Below are 17,111 nucleotides of genomic sequence, written 5' to 3' on the forward strand. Positions count from 1 at the left end.
GCGAACGCTGGACATGGGGGGAGATTGTGCCGGGCGCCCGGGCCCCTGCGGCCGGTGCGCAGCGCCCGCTGGGTGCTGCGCACCCTCTTTTTGATCAAAATCAGCCGCAGGCGCTAGTGATACATGAGCCAGGCGCTATCAATTTGATATCTGTCTCCGTCAAGGTGCTGATGTGCCCCAAGGGCCGCCAGCGCTACTCACACCGGGCTGCGCAGTACGCGGCGGTATTGCACGGCCTCGGCGATATGGCTGACCTCGGTGGTGGGCGCGCCCGCCAGGTCGGCGATGGTGCGCGCCACCTTCAGCGCCCGGTGCGTGCTGCGGGCCGACCAGCCCAGGCGCGCGGCAGCGGTGTTGAGGAACTTGGCGGCCGCTTCGTCCAGGTGCAGGTGGGCGTCGATGGCCTGCCCCTGCAGCGCCTGGTTGGTGCTGCCCTGGCGTGCTAGGGCCAGGGCGCGGGCCTGCTCCACCCGGGCGCGGATGCTGGCGGTGGACTCGCCCGCAGCCGCCTGCACCAGCTGCTCGGCGGGCAGGGCGGGCACCTCCACATGCAGGTCGATGCGGTCCAGCAGCGGGCCGCTGAGCTTGGCCTGGTAACGGTGCACCTGGTCAGGCGTGCAGCGGCAGGCGCGCTGCGTGGAGCCCAGAAAGCCGCAGGGGCACGGATTCATCGCCGCGATCATCTGGAACCGGGCCGGAAACTCCGCGCGTTGCGCTGCCCGGGCGATGGTGATGTGGCCGGTCTCTAGCGGCTCGCGCAGAGCCTCTAGCGCAGCGCGGGGGAATTCCGGGAGTTCATCAAGGAAGAGCACGCCCTGGTGGGCCAGCGAGATCTCGCCCGGCCGGGGTGGCGAGCCACCGCCCACCAGCGCCACCGCGCTGGCCGTGTGGTGGGGCTGGCCGGTGGGGCGCACGCCAAAAGCCTCGGGCCGAAAGCGCCCCGCCAGGCTGGCAATGGCGGCGCTCTCCAGCGCTTCGTCCACCGTCATCGCGGGCAGCAGCCCGGCAAAACGCTGCGCCAGCATCGACTTGCCCGAGCCAGGTGGCCCGGCCATCAGCAGGCTGTGGCCGCCAGCCGCTGCAATCTCCAGCGCGCGCTTGGCGCCCGCCTGGCCCTTCACGTCGGCCATGTCGGGCCCGGTGGTGCTGGCGGTGAGCGCGGTGGCCTGCAGGCGGGTCCAGCCGTCGTTGGCCACGTCGGCATCGCCACCGGCCGTGCTGCCCGGTGGCAGGAACGCCCGCACCACATCCAGCAGGTGCCGCGCACGCACCACGCGCGCGGCGGGCACCAGGGCGGCCTCTTCGGCGCTGCCGGGCGGCAGCACCAGCTGTGCGTCAATCTGCTGGGTCTGCAGGGCCAGGCTGGTGGCCAGCGCGCCGCGCACGGGGCGCAGCTCGCCGGACAGCGACAGCTCGCCCGCAAACTCGTAGCCTGCCAGGCGGCTGGCATCCACCTGACCGCTGGCGGCGAGGATGCCCAGCGCAATCGGCAGATCGAAGCGGCCCGAATCCTTGGGCAGGTCGGCGGGGGCCAGGTTGACGGTGATGCGTTTGTTCGACGGGAACTCCAGCCCCGCGTTCTGCAGCGCGGAGCGCACGCGCTCGCGGGCTTCTTTCACCTCCACCTCGGCCAGCCCGACCAGCGTGAAGCTGGGCAAACCGTTGGCCAGATGCACTTCGACGGTGACTGCAGGCGCCTGCAGCCCCAGAAGGGCGCGGCTTTGCACCAAAGCAAGACTCATGAAGCGATTTCTCCCCAGATGGGTGCGTTTTGTGGTTTTTTAGCGCGGCCTGTTGGGTGTCTGCACCAGTTGGGTGCAACATGCCGGACGCGGTCACCGCCACTGTACTGGGGATTGTTGTAACGCAACGCAACCGTGTAGCGCGCCGTGCACCTTGGTGTGGCACGGTCCGTGCTTAAAGCGCTTGTCCCTACTTTGTCCAACCGGAGGAAACATGACCCGCGCCATCATCAAGACCCTGGGCGTTGCCCTTGTTGCAACCCTTCCCATGCTGGCCAGCGCCCAGCTCACCGCCAACGTCAGCCTGACCACGAACTACAAGTTCCGTGGCCAGGACCAGGACACGTCCAAGGTCAAGGCCGTCAAGCCCGCACTGCAAGGCGGCTTTGACTACACCTTCGGCGAAACCGGCTTCTACGTGGGCAACTGGAACTCCAGCGTCAACTGGCTGTCCGGCAACTCGCTCGAATCCGACATCTACGGCGGCTACAAGTTCAAGGCCGGTGACGTGGACCTGGACGTGGGCCTGCTGACCTACATCTACCCCGGCAACAGCGCGGGCAACACCACCGAAGTCTATGGCGCTGCCACCTTCGGCCCCGTGACGGCCAAGTACTCGCACACCCTGTCCAAGGACTACTTTGCCTACGCAGGTCCTGGCATGAAGGGCCGCAACACCGGCTACCTGAACCTGGCGTTTGCCCAGGAAGTGGCCCCCAGCACCACGCTGAAGGCGTCGGTCGGCTTCACCCGCTTTGGTGGTGACATCACGGCCCCCAACTTCATGGACTACAGCCTGGGCGGTTCGTACGACTTCGGCGGCGGCGTGTCCCTCGGCGCTGCCGTGGTTGGCGCCACCAAGAAGGCCTTCTACGGCCCGGTCAACAAGTCGCGCGTGATCGTCACGCTCACCAAAACCCTGTAAGTCTCAATGGGCGCCGGCGGCGCCCATTTCGGAGGAACTGAAAATGAAAATGGTGACAGCCATCATCAAGCCCTTCAAGCTCGACGAAGTGCGCGAAGCGCTCTCCGACATCGGCGTGCAAGGCATCACGGTGACCGAAGTCAAGGGCTTTGGCCGCCAAAAGGGCCACACCGAGCTGTACCGCGGTGCAGAGTATGTGGTGGACTTTCTTCCCAAGGTCAAGATCGAGGCCGCCGTGGCCGACGACCTGGTGGACCGCGTGATCGAGTCCATCGAGACCGCAGCGCGCACCGGCAAGATCGGTGACGGCAAGATTTTCGTGACCCACCTGGAGCAGGTGGTGCGCATCCGCACTGGCGAAACCGGCAAGGAAGCCCTGTAAGGGCGAGGCCGCATCCCATCCAAGAAGAGAAACGCCATGAAAAAACTGCTTGCTTCCTTCATTCTGGGGCTGAGTCTGCTATCCGGCGGATCGGCTGTCCTCGCCCAGGCGCCCGCCACGGCAGAGGCCTCGGCACCCGCTGCGGCTGCACCAGCGGCTGAAGCCCCTGCTGCCGCTGCGGCTGCACCGGCTGCTGCTGCCGCCGCTGCGCCTGCAGCGCCCGCCGCAGAAGCGCCTGCTCCTGTCCCCAACAAGGGTGACACCGCGTGGATGATGACCTCCACCATCCTCGTGATCCTGATGGTCCTGCCCGGCCTGGCGCTGTTCTACGGTGGCCTGGTGCGCAGCAAGAACATGCTGTCCGTGCTGATGCAGGTGATGGTCACGTTCTCGCTGATCGTGGTGCTGTGGTTCATCTACGGCTACAGCCTGGCCTTCACCGAAGGCGGTGCCTTCATCGGTGGTTTCGACCGGCTGTTCATGAAGGGCATCTGGGACAACGCCGCAGGCACGTTTGCCAACGCTGCCACGTTCAGCAAGGGTGTCGTGATTCCGGAAGTGGTGTTTGCCGCTTTCCAGGCCACGTTCGCCGGCATCACCTGCGCCCTGATCGTCGGTGCGTTCGCAGAGCGCATCAAGTTCAGCGCCGTCATGCTGTTCATGGTCCTGTGGTTCACGTTCAGCTACCTGCCGATCGCCCACATGGTGTGGTTCTGGATGGGTCCTGATGCCTACGCCTCCAAGGAAGTGGCCGACGCCATGACCAGCAAGGCCGGCCAGATCTGGCAGTGGGGTGCTCTGGACTTCGCTGGCGGTACCGTGGTGCACATCAACGCCGCTGTGGCGGGCCTGGTGGGTGCGTTCATGGTGGGCAAGCGCATTGGTTACGGCAAGGAAGCCATGGCGCCTCACAGCCTGACGCTGACCATGGTCGGTGCCTCGCTGCTGTGGGTGGGCTGGTTCGGCTTCAATGCCGGCTCTGCCCTGGAAGCCAACGGTTTTGCAGCCCTGGCCTTCATCAACACGCTGGTGGCTACCGCTGCAGCCGTGCTGGCATGGTGCATGGGTGAAGCGCTGATGCGCGGCAAGGCTTCGATGCTGGGTGCAGCGTCGGGTGCTGTGGCGGGCCTGGTGGCCATCACGCCGGCTGCGGGCAACGTCGGTATCGGCGGTGCGCTGGTCATCGGTCTGGTGGGTGGTTTTGCCTGCCTGTGGGGTGTCAACGGCCTCAAGAAGCTGCTGGGTGCGGACGACTCGCTCGACGTGTTCGGCGTGCACGGCATCGGCGGTATCGTGGGTGCCCTGCTGACCGGCGTTTTCAACGCCCCTGGTCTGGGTGGCCCTGGCTACGTGGCCGACTGGGTGACCGCCACCATGGTGACCTCTGCCGACTACTCCATCGCTGCCCAGGTGTGGACACAGGCCAAGGCCGTGCTGCTGACCATCGTGTGGTCGGGCGTGGTGTCCTTCGTGGCCTACAAGGTGGTTGACCTGACGGTGGGCCTGCGTGTCTCGGAAGAAGACGAACGCGAAGGTCTGGACATCACCTCGCACGGCGAAACGGCGTACAACCGCTGATCGCTCTGCGCCCTACGCGCTGCGGTGTCTGGTGGCACCGTGGCGTCGCAATAAGAACAAGCGAGTTACTCCTCTGGTTACTTCAGCCCGCCGACCACCGGCGGGCTTTTTTCGTACCGGTGGGTGACGCGTGTGGGACTGGCGCGCCAGGGGGCCAAAGGTCCCGTGGCATCCGCCAGTCCTTTGCACGTCCGCTGTTCAAAAAATTCACGCCCCCTGCATGCCGTGCGGCGGACCGCTGCCGCTACGATGCACGGATGGACTTTTCCCTCGCCCCGATCACTGAGCGCGTGCGCGCTGCCGCCGCCGACCAGACCCCGTTGCGCATCCGTGGCGGGGGCACCAAAGACTTCCATGGCCTGGCGCTGCACGGCGAGGTGCTCGACACCCGGGTGCTGCGCGGCATAGTGAGCTACGAGCCCAGCGAGCTGGTCGTCACCGTGCGGGCCGGCACCCCGCTGGCCGAGCTGGAGGCCGCGCTCGCCGAGCAGGGCCAGTGCCTGCCTTTTGAACCCCCGCATTTCGCCAAGCCCCCTTCGGGCGCTGCCACCGTGGGCGGTATGGTGGCGGCCGGCCTGTCGGGCCCGGCGCGCGCCAGCGTGGGGGCGGTGCGTGACTATCTGTTGGGCGTGACCCTGCTCAACGGCAAGGCCGAGCTGCTCACCTTCGGCGGCCAGGTCATGAAGAACGTGGCGGGCTATGACGTGGCGCGCCTCATGGCCGGTGCCTGGGGCACGCTGGGGCTGCTGACCGAAGTGAGCCTCAAGGTGCTGCCCGTGGCACCCGGCGAGGCCACACTCCGGTTCGAGGGCATCAACCAGGCCGATGCGTTGCGCAAGCTGCACGCCTGGGGCGGCCAGCCGCTACCCCTCAACGCCAGCTGTTGGGTGCAGGACGAAGGTGCAGGCACCCTGTATGTGCGCCTGCGCGGCGCCGTGGCGGCGGTGGAGGCCGCGTGCAAAACCATGGGTGGCACGCGCATGGACAACGCCACCGTGGCCGCTGACTGGACCGCCTGCCGCGAGCAGAACCTGCCGTGGTTCACCGACCGGGCCACGCGCCCCGACCACGCCCTGTGGCGCCTGTCGGTGCCCGCCACCGCGCCGGTGCTGGCCTTGCCCGGCGGCGTGCAGCCCCTGGTGGAATGGCATGGGGCGTTGCGCTGGGTGCAGGCCCCCGAGTCCGCCGGAGACGCGCTGCGCGAAGCCGCCCGGGCGGCGGGTGGGAGTGCTTCTCTTTTTGTAGCTGCCGAGGCAAATAAATATGGCGCCAGCGGTGCTTTTGACTCGCAATCCAAGGCGCTGGAGCAAATCCACGCCCGCCTCAAGCACAGCTTTGACCCTGCCGGCATCTTCAACCCCGGCCGCATGGCGCGGGCCTGGTAGGCAAGCCAACCCCCCCTCACAGCCACCACCGCCACCCTGGCCATGCGACGCCTTTTTCACCTCACCGGACACCACCGCACGGTTGCGAGCAACCAGGTGCTGGGCCTGCTGCTGGCGTTCAACGCCGGGGCGGTGAACGCCGGGGGGTTTCTGGTGGTGCACCTCTACACCTCGCACATGACGGGTTTCCTGTCGTCGCTGGCCGACAACCTGGTGCTGGGGCAGATGAAGCTGGTGCTGGGCGCCGTGGGCGCGCTCTGGGCCTTCATGTCGGGGGCGGGTACCACTGCCATCATGGTCAACTGGGCGCGCCAGCGCCGGCTGCGCAGCACCTACGCGCTGCCGCTGCTGCTGGAGTCCGTGCTCATGCTGCTGTTTGGCCTGGTGGGCGCCATCACTCTCAGCTGGCCCACGCCTTTTGCGGTGCCACTCACGGTGCTGCTGCTGTCCTTCATCATGGGGCTGCAGAACGCCACGGTGACCAAGATGTCCTCGTCCCAGATCCGCACCACCCACATGACGGGCGTGGTGACCGACCTGGGCATCGAGATGGGCAAGGCGCTCTACTGGAACCGCACCGGCACCGCGCCCGAATCGCAGGTGCGCGCCAACCAGGCGCGGCTGCGGCTGTTTGCCGGGCTGGTGGGCATGTTCCTGGTGGGCGGCATTGCGGGAGCTGCGGGCTTCAAGCACGTGGGCTTTGTGTTTGTGGTGCCGCTGGCGCTGGTGCTGCTGGCCCTGTCGCTGCCCCCGCTGTGGGCTGACCGCGCCAGGCTGCGCCGCCCCTTGCGCAAGCCCTCGGCGCCCGCCGCGCCGGGCGACCCCAGCCTGGCGCCGCCAGCGGACCCACCGGCCGCGCGCTGACCAACCTCCGCCGAAATTTTTGTCTCTTCGCCCAGGCTGCACCCCATGCAAACCCAGCTCTCCCCCGAATACCGCGCCCGCGCCGATGGCCTGGAGGCCGAATCCATCCTGCGCAAATGTGTGCACTGCGGCTTTTGCACCGCCACCTGCCCCACCTACCAGCTGCTGGGCGACGAGCTGGACGGCCCGCGCGGCCGCATCTACCTCATTAAGCAGGTGCTCGAAGGCGCCGAGCCCACGCGCAAGACCCAGATGCACCTGGACCGGTGCCTCACCTGCCGCAACTGCGAAAGCACCTGCCCGAGCGGCGTGCAATACGGCCACCTGGTGGACATCGGTCGCAAGATCGTCGATGAAAAAGTGCCCCGCCCTGTGGGCGAAAAAGCCCTGCGTTGGGCGCTGAAGGAGGGTCTGCCTTCGCCGCTGTTCGCTCCTGCCATGAAGGCAGGACAAATGGTGCGCGGCCTGCTGCCCGAGGCGCTGAAGGCCAAGGTGCCCGCACTGCAGGCCGCTGGCGTCTGGCCCACGCGTGAGCATGCGCGCAAGGTGCTCATGCTGGCGGGCTGCGTGCAACCGGCCATGATGCCGAACATCAACACGGCCACCGCCCGCGTGCTCGACGCGGTGGGCATCCAGACCGTGATCGCATCCAAGGCGGGCTGCTGCGGCGCCGTCAAATTCCACCTCAACGACCAGGCTGGCGGCATGGCAGAGATGCGCGCCAACATCGACGCCTGGTGGCCGCTGGTGGACGCAGGTGGGGTCGAGGCCATCGTCATGAACGCCTCGGGCTGCGGCGTCACCGTCAAGGAATACGGTCACATCCTGAAGGACGATGCGGCATACGCGGCCAAGGCCGAGCGCATCAGCGCCCTCACGCGCGACCTGTCGGAGCTGCTGCCCGCCCTGCTGCCCGAGCTGGCCACCAAGCTGCAGGGCCGTGTGAACCAGCCGGACACCCTGTACGCCTACCACCCCCCTTGCACGCTCCAGCACGGTCAGAAGCTGCGCGGCGGGGTGGAGGTGCACCTGAACCAGCTGGGCTTCAAGCTGCGCACCGCACGCAACGATGCCCACCTGTGCTGTGGCTCGGCAGGCACCTATTCGGTGCTCAACCCCGACCTGTCCTACCAGCTGCGCGACCGCAAGCTGGGTGTGCTCGGCGAGGCCTTCGGCAACCAGCCGCCCGACATGATCTTGTCGGCCAACATCGGCTGCATCACCCATCTGCAAAGCGGCACGGGGACGCCTGTGCGGCACTGGGTGGAGGTGCTGGACGAGGCCCTGCGCACGGGTTGACGGCACGTTGGGCGAGACGCGGGGCGCTTACGGCGTGCGCCGGAATCCGGCCCATTTGGTGCCTGTAGCCCCGAGGCTGGCATGATCGAGGGTTTTGTCGCCTCTCATTTGCCCCCGAACTGCACCGCCATGACCGACTCCGTGTCCGCACAAGAACAACCCCAAACCGCACCCGTCGCGCCCGTAGCGCCTGCCGCTCCCCAGGCAGCGCCTGTGCCGACCGAGGCTGCCGCGGTCGCTGTGGCGGCCTCTGAACCTGCTGCGTTGGCCGAAGCCGGCGCGCCCCAGCGGCGCCAGGACGGCTCGCGCCGGGGTGGCCGCAACCGCCGCAAACCCGAAGGGCGCCAGGCGCCGCAGGGCCGTGCAAGCGCCGACGGTGCGGCAGACGCTGCTGCGCCCGCAGGTGGCCCGGGCGCAGGCACGCGCGCGCCGCAGCGCGTGCACCCCGCGCTGGAGCAGCTGGCAGGGCTCTACCCCCACCTGTTTGGCGCCGTGTTCCGTCCGCTCAAGCGCGGCATCTTCCAGGACATCCTGGCGGCCCACCCCGAGCTGTTCGAGCGCGAGGCGCTCAAGGTGGCGCTGGGCCTGCACACCCGCTCCACGCGCTATCTGCAAAGCGTGGCGGCAGGCGATAAGCGCCACGACCTGCAGGGCCAGCCTGTGGAAGACATGGCCCCCGAGCATGTGCACCATGCGCTGCTGGAGGTCTACCGCCGCAAGAAGGCGCGCGCCACCGAAGACCTGCTGCCCAAGCTGCGCAACCGCATGATGGCTGCGTTCGAGGCCTCGGGCCTCACGCGCGAGGCATATACCCAACTGGTGTTGAGCCGCGACGAAGCCGCCAACGCCATCCTCGAAGAAGCCTTTGCCGAATGGTCGGCCCGCAACGCCAAGGATGAAGCCTTGCTGCGCGCCTTTGAGGCCAGCGGCCAGACCCTGGACGCCTTTGCCGATATGTACGGCATGGTGCCCCGCACGGTGGGGCAGCAGCTGGAGCGCGCCCGCCGGCGGGCGGCTGCTGCAGCGGCTGCGGTATCTGCTGCTCCCGCCGTAGAGCCTGGCGACTCCGCCGCCGCAGCCTGACCGGCCCGTGCTGAGCTGAGCGGGGGGCGGCACAACGCTCCCTCTGCCCTTGCTGATCCTGGCGTGCTGGCAGCCGCTTCCGTCATCTTCTCGTCGGCCGAGATGGGGCCCTGCGGCGTGGCTCCGTCTGCGTCGGCGCGTGTCACGGCTTGTTGCAATGCTGCAGACAGGCTACTGACACCATGTTGTCAGCAGCCGGGCTGCACCATGCCGGGCCCGACACAGAGAGGAGCTTGACCATGACAACAACCCCCACCATGACCCCGGTTGCCGCGTTTCATGTCACTGGACTGACGGTACGCACCCGCAACCGCGACGAGATGGACCCCGCCACCGCCCGCATTGGAGGTCTCTGGGACCGATTTTTCAGCCAGAGCTGGGAGCGCAACCTGCCCGGCCGTGGTGAAGATGGCCGCATCTTCGGCGTCTACAGCGGCTACGAATCCGACGAACATGGCGCCTTTGATGTCACTGCTGGCGTGGCTGTGCCACCGCCCGTCGTCACCTCGGTGCCAGGGGCTGTGCAGATCGCGGTGCAGGCGGGCGACTATCTGGTGTTCCACGGCCACGGCACAATGCCGCAGATGGTGATCGATGCCTGGGGCGAGGTCTGGCGCTACTTTGCGGCCCACCCGCAAGTCCCCCGGCGTTTTGGCACCGATTTCGAGCTGTATGAAGGCCCGGACCGCGTGGCCATCCATATCGGTATCGCCCCCAGTGCGCCCCGCGCATGACCTGAACGAACCAGGAGCCTCCATGAACACATCTTCTGCCGCCCTGACGTTCTACACCCATCCCATGTCCCGAGGCCGTACCGCGCGCTGGATGCTGGAAGAGTGTGGTGTGCCCTACGACACCGTGCTGCTTGAATACGGCACCACCATGAAGGCTCCCGACTACCTGGCCATCAACCCCATGGGCAAGGTGCCTGCACTGCGGCATGGGCAGGTGGTGGTCACCGAGGTGGCGGCCATCTGCGCCTATCTGGCCGACCTGTTCCCCGACAAATCGTTGGCCCCCCCTGTGGGGACACCTGCCCGCGCTGCGTACTACCGCTGGCTGTTCTTTTGCGCCGGCCCGCTGGAGAGCGCCGCCACCGCCAAGGCGCTGAACCTGCTGGCACCCGCCGAACGGGCGGCCATGGTGGGCTACGGCAGCTACGCCGATGTGATGAACACCCTGGAGCAGGCCGTGAGCCAGGGCCCGCATCTGTGCGGCGACCACTTCACGGCCGTCGACCTGTATGTGGGCGCGCACCTGATCTGGGGGATGCAGTTCGGCACCATCGAACGCCGCCCCGCGTTCGAGCAGTTTGTGCAGCCGTTCAGGCAGCGCCCCGCGTTTGTGCGCGCCTCCCAGATCGACGACGCGCTGGCGCAGCAGAGCAAAGGCCATGGCTGAGTTCTGCGTCCTGACACTGCCCATCTGGTCGGCTGCAGCTCGCCCCGGGGGGCACGTTCATGCGCCGCGCTGACCGCCTGTTCCAGATCGTCCAGCTCATCCGGGGGCGGCGCCTGTCCACCGCCGCCTTCCTGGCCGAGCGGCTTGAAGTCTCGGCCCGCACCATCTACCGCGACGTGGCGGACCTCCAGCACCAGGGCGTGCCCATTGAGGGCGAAGCCGGTGTGGGCTACCGCCTGGGCGCGGGCTTCGATCTGCCGCCGCTGATGTTCAGCCAGGGTGAAGCCAATGCGCTGGTAGCTGCCGCCCGTCTGGCCCAAACCTGGCTGGATGCCGGGCTGGCCCGAGAGGTGGAAGGCGCCCTGGGCAAGATCCTGTCCGTGCTGCCCCCCGCCGCGCGCGTCGCGGCCGAGGCCCAGGCCCTGTATGCCCCGCCCGTCGGCCTGGACCCGCGCGCCCAGGCCACCCTGCAAGCCCTGCGCGAGGCCGTGCACAGCCGCCACGTGGTGCAAGTGGACTACGCCGACGTCAACGGCCGCCCCAGCCTGCGCCGCCTGCGCCCGCTGGGCTGCTTTTACTGGGGCAAGGTCTGGACACTGTCGGCCTGGTGCGAGCTGCGCAATGACTTTCGGGGTTTTCGCATCGACCGCATTTCTTCGATCACCGTGCTGGACGAGCAGTTCCGGCAGGAGCCCGGCAAGACCCTGGCGGACTTGCTGCGCAAGGTGGAGGGGGAGATGGAGGGGAGAGCGGTGGAGGGGGGTGATCCTCAAGCGGCGCCGTCGGCAATGGCCTGATGCCGTGCCTCCAATCGTTTTCGATGCCGAGCTCAGCCTTGGCAGAAATGTCGTCGCAAAGCGCCTCGCGATGATCCTGATGAGCGGCCTGCTGCAAATGACATGAGCCTTGTTTCAAAAAGAGTTGGACAGGAGTTGTTCATTACCACAGGTGCCTTTGCCGATTTTCTTTCTGTTGCAAGATGTCTTGAAGATTCCTGATTGGTAACCGAAGTTACTTTTTGCGTTAATTTCGCCGTATTAACGGCGCCTTCTGTCAAAAGAAAATACCTGCCTGCAGCTATCATCCGCCGCACTTTGCACTCATCGGCCGGACAGTCTGCAGCACATGAAACGTCGCGTCACCATTCAAACGCCTCTGGGCGACCAGCTCAAATTCAGGCAACTCCAGGGTATCGAAGAGATCAGCCAACTCTTCACCCTGGACGTGGACTTGCTGAGTGAGAGCAAAAGTGTGGATCCCAAGGCGTTGTTGGGCAAAAACGCCACCATCGTTGTAGAAACGGAGGGCGGTGGCACCCGCCATATAGACGGCATCGTCACCCGGTTTGGCATGCAGGGGCAAGACCACCGCATGTACTCCTACCGGGCGCGGCTCAGCCCCTGGCTCTGGCTGGCAACCCGTAAAAGCGATTTCAAGATATTTCAGAACAAAACTGTTCCAGAAATCATTGAAGAAGTTCTGGGTAAATATGGGTACCCCCTCGATAAAAAGCTGACACGCAGTTATCGTACCTGGGATTATTGCGTTCAATACAACGAAACTGATTGCCAGTTTGTTTCTCGCCTCATGGAGCATGAGGGTATTTATTATTACCACCAGCATTCAGCAGGACAACACACGCTCACGCTGGCGGACGACATTGTGGCGTCGCACAGCCCTTTGCCAGACGCAGCCTCAATCCCCTTTTATCCCCCTGAAAAAGCTGCCATCGCTGATCGCGAAAGCATCTATGCGTGGGAGTTGGCGGAGGAAATCAAACCGGGTCGGCATTACAACGACGACTACGACTTCAAGAAGCCCAAGGCAGATTTGTCGAACATGCGCAAAGATCCCCCGGGTCACGCGCATGACAGCCACGAGATCTACGAGTGGCCCGGTGGCTATACCGAATATGGAGATGGCGAGGCGTATGTGAAGGTGCGCCTCCAGGAGAACCTGACTCGCCAAAGCGTCGTACAAGGTAAATCCAGCTGCCGCGCGCTCACCCCCGGCTACACCTTCAACCTGGAAAACTACCCGCGCGAAGACCAGAACCAGCAGTACCTCATCACCTCGGTGCAATACCATTTTCAGGAGAACCCTGAGGTCAGCAGCGTAGCCAAGCCCACGCCTAAAACCACCAAGGATGAGGTGGGGTCCATTCAACGGTTTGTGCTGAAGGCGCAACCCACCAGTTTGCCGTTCACCCCACCCCGGGTCACGCCCAAGCCCCGTAGCCAGGGCCCCCAGACGGCTGTGGTGGTGGGCCCGCCTGGTGAGGAAATCTGGACCGACAAATACGGACGTGTGAAGGTGCAGTTCCACTGGGACCGCATTGGCTCCATGGACGAGAACTCCAGCTGTTGGATCCGAGTGTCGCACCCGTGGGCGGGCATGAAGTACGGCGGTATCTTCACGCCGCGCATCGGCCAGGAAGTCATCGTGGACTTCCTCAACGGCGACCCCGACTATCCCATCATCACTGGCCGCGTCTACAACGCAGACCAGATGCCACCGTGGGAGCTGCCCAAGCACAAGACGCAGTCCGGCTTCCAGACGAACTGGAGCAAAGGCGGCGGCGGCAAGCACATGCTGCGGTTTGAGGACCAAAAGGGCATCGAGCACATCGAGCTCTCCACCGACCATGGCAATACGCACCTGCACATGGGTTACCTGATGAACCAGAGCACCGAGGCCAAGCGCAGCTATGGCTTTGAGCTGCGCACCAATGAGTGGGGTGCCATCCGGGCGGACAAGGGGCTGCTGATCACGACGTATACGCAGGATTTCAAGCAGAAGGTGGCGCATGACAGTCCGGATGGTTTTTCAAATCTCGGAGCTGGGTTGGAGTCTGTTCAGGGTCTGATGGATCAAGCGAAAAGCGCCGTGTCTGGAATGGAGGCTGTGATAAGCGGCATCAACAACCTCAAGATGGCGCATATGAGCGAGTTGGCATCCGGCATCCAGTCCATGGTTGGCAAGGTGGCTGCTGCGACTTCCTTGGGGCAGATGGCTGCGGCCGTTTCGTCTTTCGTTTCCGCTGGCAGCTCTGCCGGTACGGGGCCTGAGCTAGTGATGCCGATGAACACGGACCCTGCACTGCCCGAAGCTTTGGAGATGCAGGCGAAATCCAAGGACATCAGCAAACCTATCGTGTCGATCGTCAGTCCGGAAGGGCAGTCGATGATCAGCCCCAAGCCAATCGTCGTCAGTTCGGGTCAGAGCGTATCCGTTCACGGCAAAGGGCCGGTCACTACCTCCACGCAACAACAGCTGACGCTATTGGCAAAGGGCGGCATGTTGACTCATGTGACTGAAGGTGGTCAACGAACGACGGTGACTTCGGGTGATGTGGGTCATGAAGCGCAGTCGGGCAATATGAATTTGACTGCCAAGCAGAACATCACCATGGCGTCTACCACCGCAGATGCCACCGTGATCGGCAAACAAAACGTCAACGTGCGGGCGGATGCCGATTCCGTGCTGATCAAAGCGGGCAAACACATACGGCTCGAAGCGGCAGAGAGCATCACGCTCGTGGTCGGCAACGGCAAGGCTTATATCAAGCTCACCGATGAAGGCGACATCGAGATCGTGGGCGTCAAGAAGGGGCTTCTGAAGTTTGATGATGACCTCGATGAGTTCGGTAAAAAAATTCACCTTAATTGCGGATAGACCATGAAGTACCACTTCAACGAGGGCGCCTTCGACGTGCCTGAGTACCTGGACGACAGGACCGTCAACGTGCTAGCGCCCCAACTGGGGTCGGCTGGCCTCACCATCGCTATCACGCGCGACCCGTTGGAAGGCGATGAATCGCTGCAACAGTTTGTTGACCGCCAGCTGAAGGATCTAGGCAGACAGGTCACAAAGTTAGAAAAGGGCCCTCAGCGGCCTGCTCGGCTCGGAGGCGGCAACTCAGCCATTGAAGGTTTCAGCTTTGGGGTGAACTACAAGCAACAGGGCAAGTTGGTGCACCACATTCAGGCTGTATTTCCAATGACACCCCTGCGCAAGGTGCTGAGCGTTACTTTTTCGTCGCCGGTAGCGTTCACGCAGGAAAACCTTCAGACGGTCGAACGCGTGCTGACGAGCTTCGAGAATTATTAACGGCCAAAAGCCGCAAGCAACATAGGGAGCCTTTCATGGGTGGAATGGCGGCGGCGCGCATGGCCGACGAGATCGGCCACGTGGGTGTTTGGGCGCGCCTGGCGCGTGTTGCCCTACGCGTAGGTTCTGCCATGGTCGAGGGGGCTCTGGTGGCCGGTGCGGTTGCGCTGGCATTGGGCGTCTCGGTGGCCACGTTTGGCTGCGGCGCATTCATCCTGTGCGGCCTTGTAGCCGGGGTGATCGGCGGGGCGACCGGCTGGAGCGATTACAAGGAAAAGAAGATACAGGAGATGACCGAGGACATTGGTGAGCTGGATATCACCGGTGTGCTCGGCATCAACGGTGCTTCGCGGGTGTTCATTAACCAGCGCGAAGCCATGAGAGCGGTGCTGGATGCAGCCGTCTGCTCTAAGCATGCCTCGCTCAATCCGAATCGGATTGCGGAAGGCAGCGACTCCGTTTTCATCGAGACCGGCCCCGCGGCGCGAAAAGGCGACAAGCTGGAGTGCTCTGCGCAGATCGCTACGGGCTCAGATAACGTCATTGTTGGTGGCAACAAGACCCAGTACCTTGAGATCGCCGATGACAAGATGTGGTGGGAAACGGGGACTGAACTGGGCCTGGCCTTGCTGGGGCGGGGCAGTCTGCCAGGCAAGCTCGGTTGCTTGGCCCTGGGCACAGCCGTTGGCATGGCTGGAGAGGTGCTTGGAAAAAGCATGCGCACAGCCATCGGTCATCCGGTCAACCCCGCGACCGGCGGGAAGGTTCTGGATGGTGCCCAGGACACCGACTTCCATCTCCCAGGCATGCTGCCCATCGAGTGGCGCCGCTTCTACAGCAGCCATGACCACCGGCTGCACACTCTGCACGGAAAAGGATGGAGCACGCCGTACGAGGTCGAACTTCACGTGCGCGCCCCATCGAATGCAGGGCCGGGAAGGCTGACATATGTGAATGCCCAAGGGCGACGCATTGACATGCCTTGGGTAGAGCCGGGCACCACGTTCTTCAACACTGCCGAGGGGTTCTCGCTGGGGTGCACGGCCGGCGGCGCGTATGAAGTGAAGGACATGGACTTGCTGCGCTATCAGTTCGGCCATCCCACCGACGCTACTGCAGGAGCGGACGGCGCGAGCATTCTTCGCCTGCAACGCGTGCGTAACCGCACCGGCCAGTGGGTGCGCCTAACCTACACGCAGGACGCACCGCAGCGCCTCGAAAAAATTACCGATTCGCTAGGCAGAGTCTTGAGGCTGCACTACAGCCTGGACAGTGCGGGAGCAAACCCTGGTCGATTGCGGAAGCTAAGCCTGGAGACGGGGGCTCCTGGCGAGTCGGTGGGTGAACTGGCGATGTACGACTACGACGCTGGTGGACAGGTAAGTTCCGTGCAGTGGCGGGACGGGCGCACTGCGCGCCGGTTTCAGTACGCCGATGGGCTGATGACTGCGCACATCGACGCGGCGGGTTTCGGGTGCTTCTACGAGTGGCAAGCACCGGGCGCCGCAGACGGACCTGTCAGCGAAGGCATCGCTGCCGGTAGTACATGGGCGACGCCAACGGGACGCGATCGACGCGTCATTCGTCACTGGACCAGCGACGGTGAGCGCTACGACATTGCTTACCGGGCGGAAGATGGTACGCGCGCATCTGACACTGCCGCGAACGGCAACGTACCCGGCCAGACATGGACCACTGACCAACTTGGCCGCACCGAACATTGGAGCTGGGACGCCCACTACAACCTGACGAGCTACTGCAATGCCTTGGGGCAGACCTGGGTGCTTGAATGGAGCGCCAGCCGCGAGCTGCTGAGCGCCACCCTGCCCGGCGGCCAGACATGGTGCTGGCAGTACGACAGCAGCGGGCTGCCCATTCTTGAAACCGACCCAATGGGGCGTACCACGCGGACGTTGTGGGACACCACCTGGTTTGAGCCGCTGAGCATTACACGCCCTGATGGCAAGGCGTGGTGCTACGAGTACGACGCGCGCGGCCTTTGCACCTCAGCCATTGCGCCGGACGGCACCGCAACCCACTATGCCTGGGATGGCTATGGACTGCTGGTGCAGATAACCGACGCAAGCGGCGGCGCCAAAAACCTGCGCTACGACGCCCGCGGTTTGCTTAACAGCTACACCGACTGTTCGGGGTACACCACGCGCTACGCCTACGACGGCATGGGGCACCTGCAAAGGGTCACCGACGCCCTTGGCCATGTGACATCGCTGGGCCACAGCGCCATGGGAGAGTTGTTGAACGTCGGCCTGCCCGATGGAGCAACCCAATCTTGGCGCTACGACGCCGCAGGCCGGCCGGTCAGCCACACAGATGCCCAGCCG

At 64.8% G+C, this 17,111-nt stretch carries 14 protein-coding genes; 13 read left to right on the forward strand and 1 reads right to left on the reverse strand.

Annotation, left to right across the window (positions count from 1 at the left end):
- Positions 1-197: 197 nt before the first annotated feature.
- A complete protein-coding gene (locus tag DBR23_RS09630; RefSeq protein ID WP_108498099.1) occupies positions 198-1,742 on the reverse strand; it encodes a YifB family Mg chelatase-like AAA ATPase in 1,545 nt (514 codons plus the stop codon).
- 214 nt (positions 1,743-1,956) lie between these two features.
- On the opposite strand from DBR23_RS09630, the gene DBR23_RS09635 reads away from it, so the two are divergent.
- From DBR23_RS09635 to DBR23_RS09695, 13 genes are all read left to right on the forward strand, one after another.
- Positions 1,957-2,667, forward strand: coding sequence for a TorF family putative porin (locus DBR23_RS09635; protein WP_056057222.1), 711 nt, complete (start codon positions 1,957-1,959; stop codon positions 2,665-2,667).
- A 43-nt stretch (positions 2,668-2,710) separates the two neighbouring features.
- Positions 2,711-3,049 carry a P-II family nitrogen regulator gene (gene glnK, locus DBR23_RS09640; protein ID WP_015012094.1) on the forward strand — a complete coding sequence of 113 codons (339 nt, stop codon included), beginning with the start codon at positions 2,711-2,713 and terminating at the stop codon, positions 3,047-3,049.
- A gap of 36 nt (positions 3,050-3,085) precedes the next feature.
- On the forward strand, positions 3,086-4,627 hold the full coding sequence (gene amt, locus DBR23_RS09645; protein WP_108498100.1) for an ammonium transporter: 1,542 nt from the start codon (positions 3,086-3,088) through the stop codon (positions 4,625-4,627).
- Between the two features lie 257 nt (positions 4,628-4,884).
- Positions 4,885-6,012, forward strand: a complete 1,128-nt coding sequence (gene glcE, locus DBR23_RS09650; protein ID WP_108498101.1) for a glycolate oxidase subunit GlcE — start codon at positions 4,885-4,887, stop codon at positions 6,010-6,012.
- A gap of 42 nt (positions 6,013-6,054) precedes the next feature.
- Complete coding sequence (locus DBR23_RS09655; RefSeq protein WP_108498102.1) at positions 6,055-6,876, forward strand: YoaK family protein; 822 nt, start codon at positions 6,055-6,057, stop codon at positions 6,874-6,876.
- Positions 6,877-6,921: 45 nt separating this feature from the next.
- Positions 6,922-8,175 (forward strand): glycolate oxidase subunit GlcF, encoded by a 1,254-nt coding sequence (gene glcF, locus DBR23_RS09660; RefSeq protein WP_108498103.1) that lies wholly within the window; start codon positions 6,922-6,924, stop codon positions 8,173-8,175.
- Positions 8,176-8,304: 129 nt separating this feature from the next.
- Positions 8,305-9,258 carry a ProQ/FINO family protein gene (locus DBR23_RS09665; protein ID WP_233250368.1) on the forward strand — a complete coding sequence of 318 codons (954 nt, stop codon included), beginning with the start codon at positions 8,305-8,307 and terminating at the stop codon, positions 9,256-9,258.
- A 239-nt stretch (positions 9,259-9,497) separates the two neighbouring features.
- On the forward strand, positions 9,498-9,992 hold the full coding sequence (locus DBR23_RS09670; protein ID WP_108498105.1) for a GyrI-like domain-containing protein: 495 nt from the start codon (positions 9,498-9,500) through the stop codon (positions 9,990-9,992).
- Positions 9,993-10,014: 22 nt separating this feature from the next.
- On the forward strand, positions 10,015-10,659 hold the full coding sequence (locus DBR23_RS09675) for a glutathione S-transferase family protein (RefSeq protein ID WP_056742202.1): 645 nt from the start codon (positions 10,015-10,017) through the stop codon (positions 10,657-10,659).
- A gap of 59 nt (positions 10,660-10,718) precedes the next feature.
- Positions 10,719-11,456: a YafY family protein gene (locus tag DBR23_RS09680; protein WP_056057237.1), complete on the forward strand. Its 738-nt coding sequence runs from the start codon at positions 10,719-10,721 to the stop codon at positions 11,454-11,456.
- Positions 11,457-11,784: 328 nt separating this feature from the next.
- Entirely contained in the window at positions 11,785-14,334 is a 2,550-nt protein-coding gene (locus tag DBR23_RS09685; protein ID WP_108498106.1) for a type VI secretion system Vgr family protein, read from the forward strand.
- Positions 14,335-14,337: 3 nt separating this feature from the next.
- Positions 14,338-14,769 carry a DcrB-related protein gene (locus DBR23_RS09690; protein ID WP_108498107.1) on the forward strand — a complete coding sequence of 144 codons (432 nt, stop codon included), beginning with the start codon at positions 14,338-14,340 and terminating at the stop codon, positions 14,767-14,769.
- 59 nt (positions 14,770-14,828) lie between these two features.
- Positions 14,829-17,111 (forward strand): DUF6531 domain-containing protein (locus DBR23_RS09695; protein ID WP_233250369.1); only part of this gene is annotated, 2,283 nt, incomplete at its 3' end.

Origin of the sequence: Acidovorax sp. HMWF018, assembly GCF_003061035.1 — a bacterium.
Classification (GTDB): Bacteria; Pseudomonadota; Gammaproteobacteria; order Burkholderiales; family Burkholderiaceae_C; genus Acidovorax; species Acidovorax delafieldii.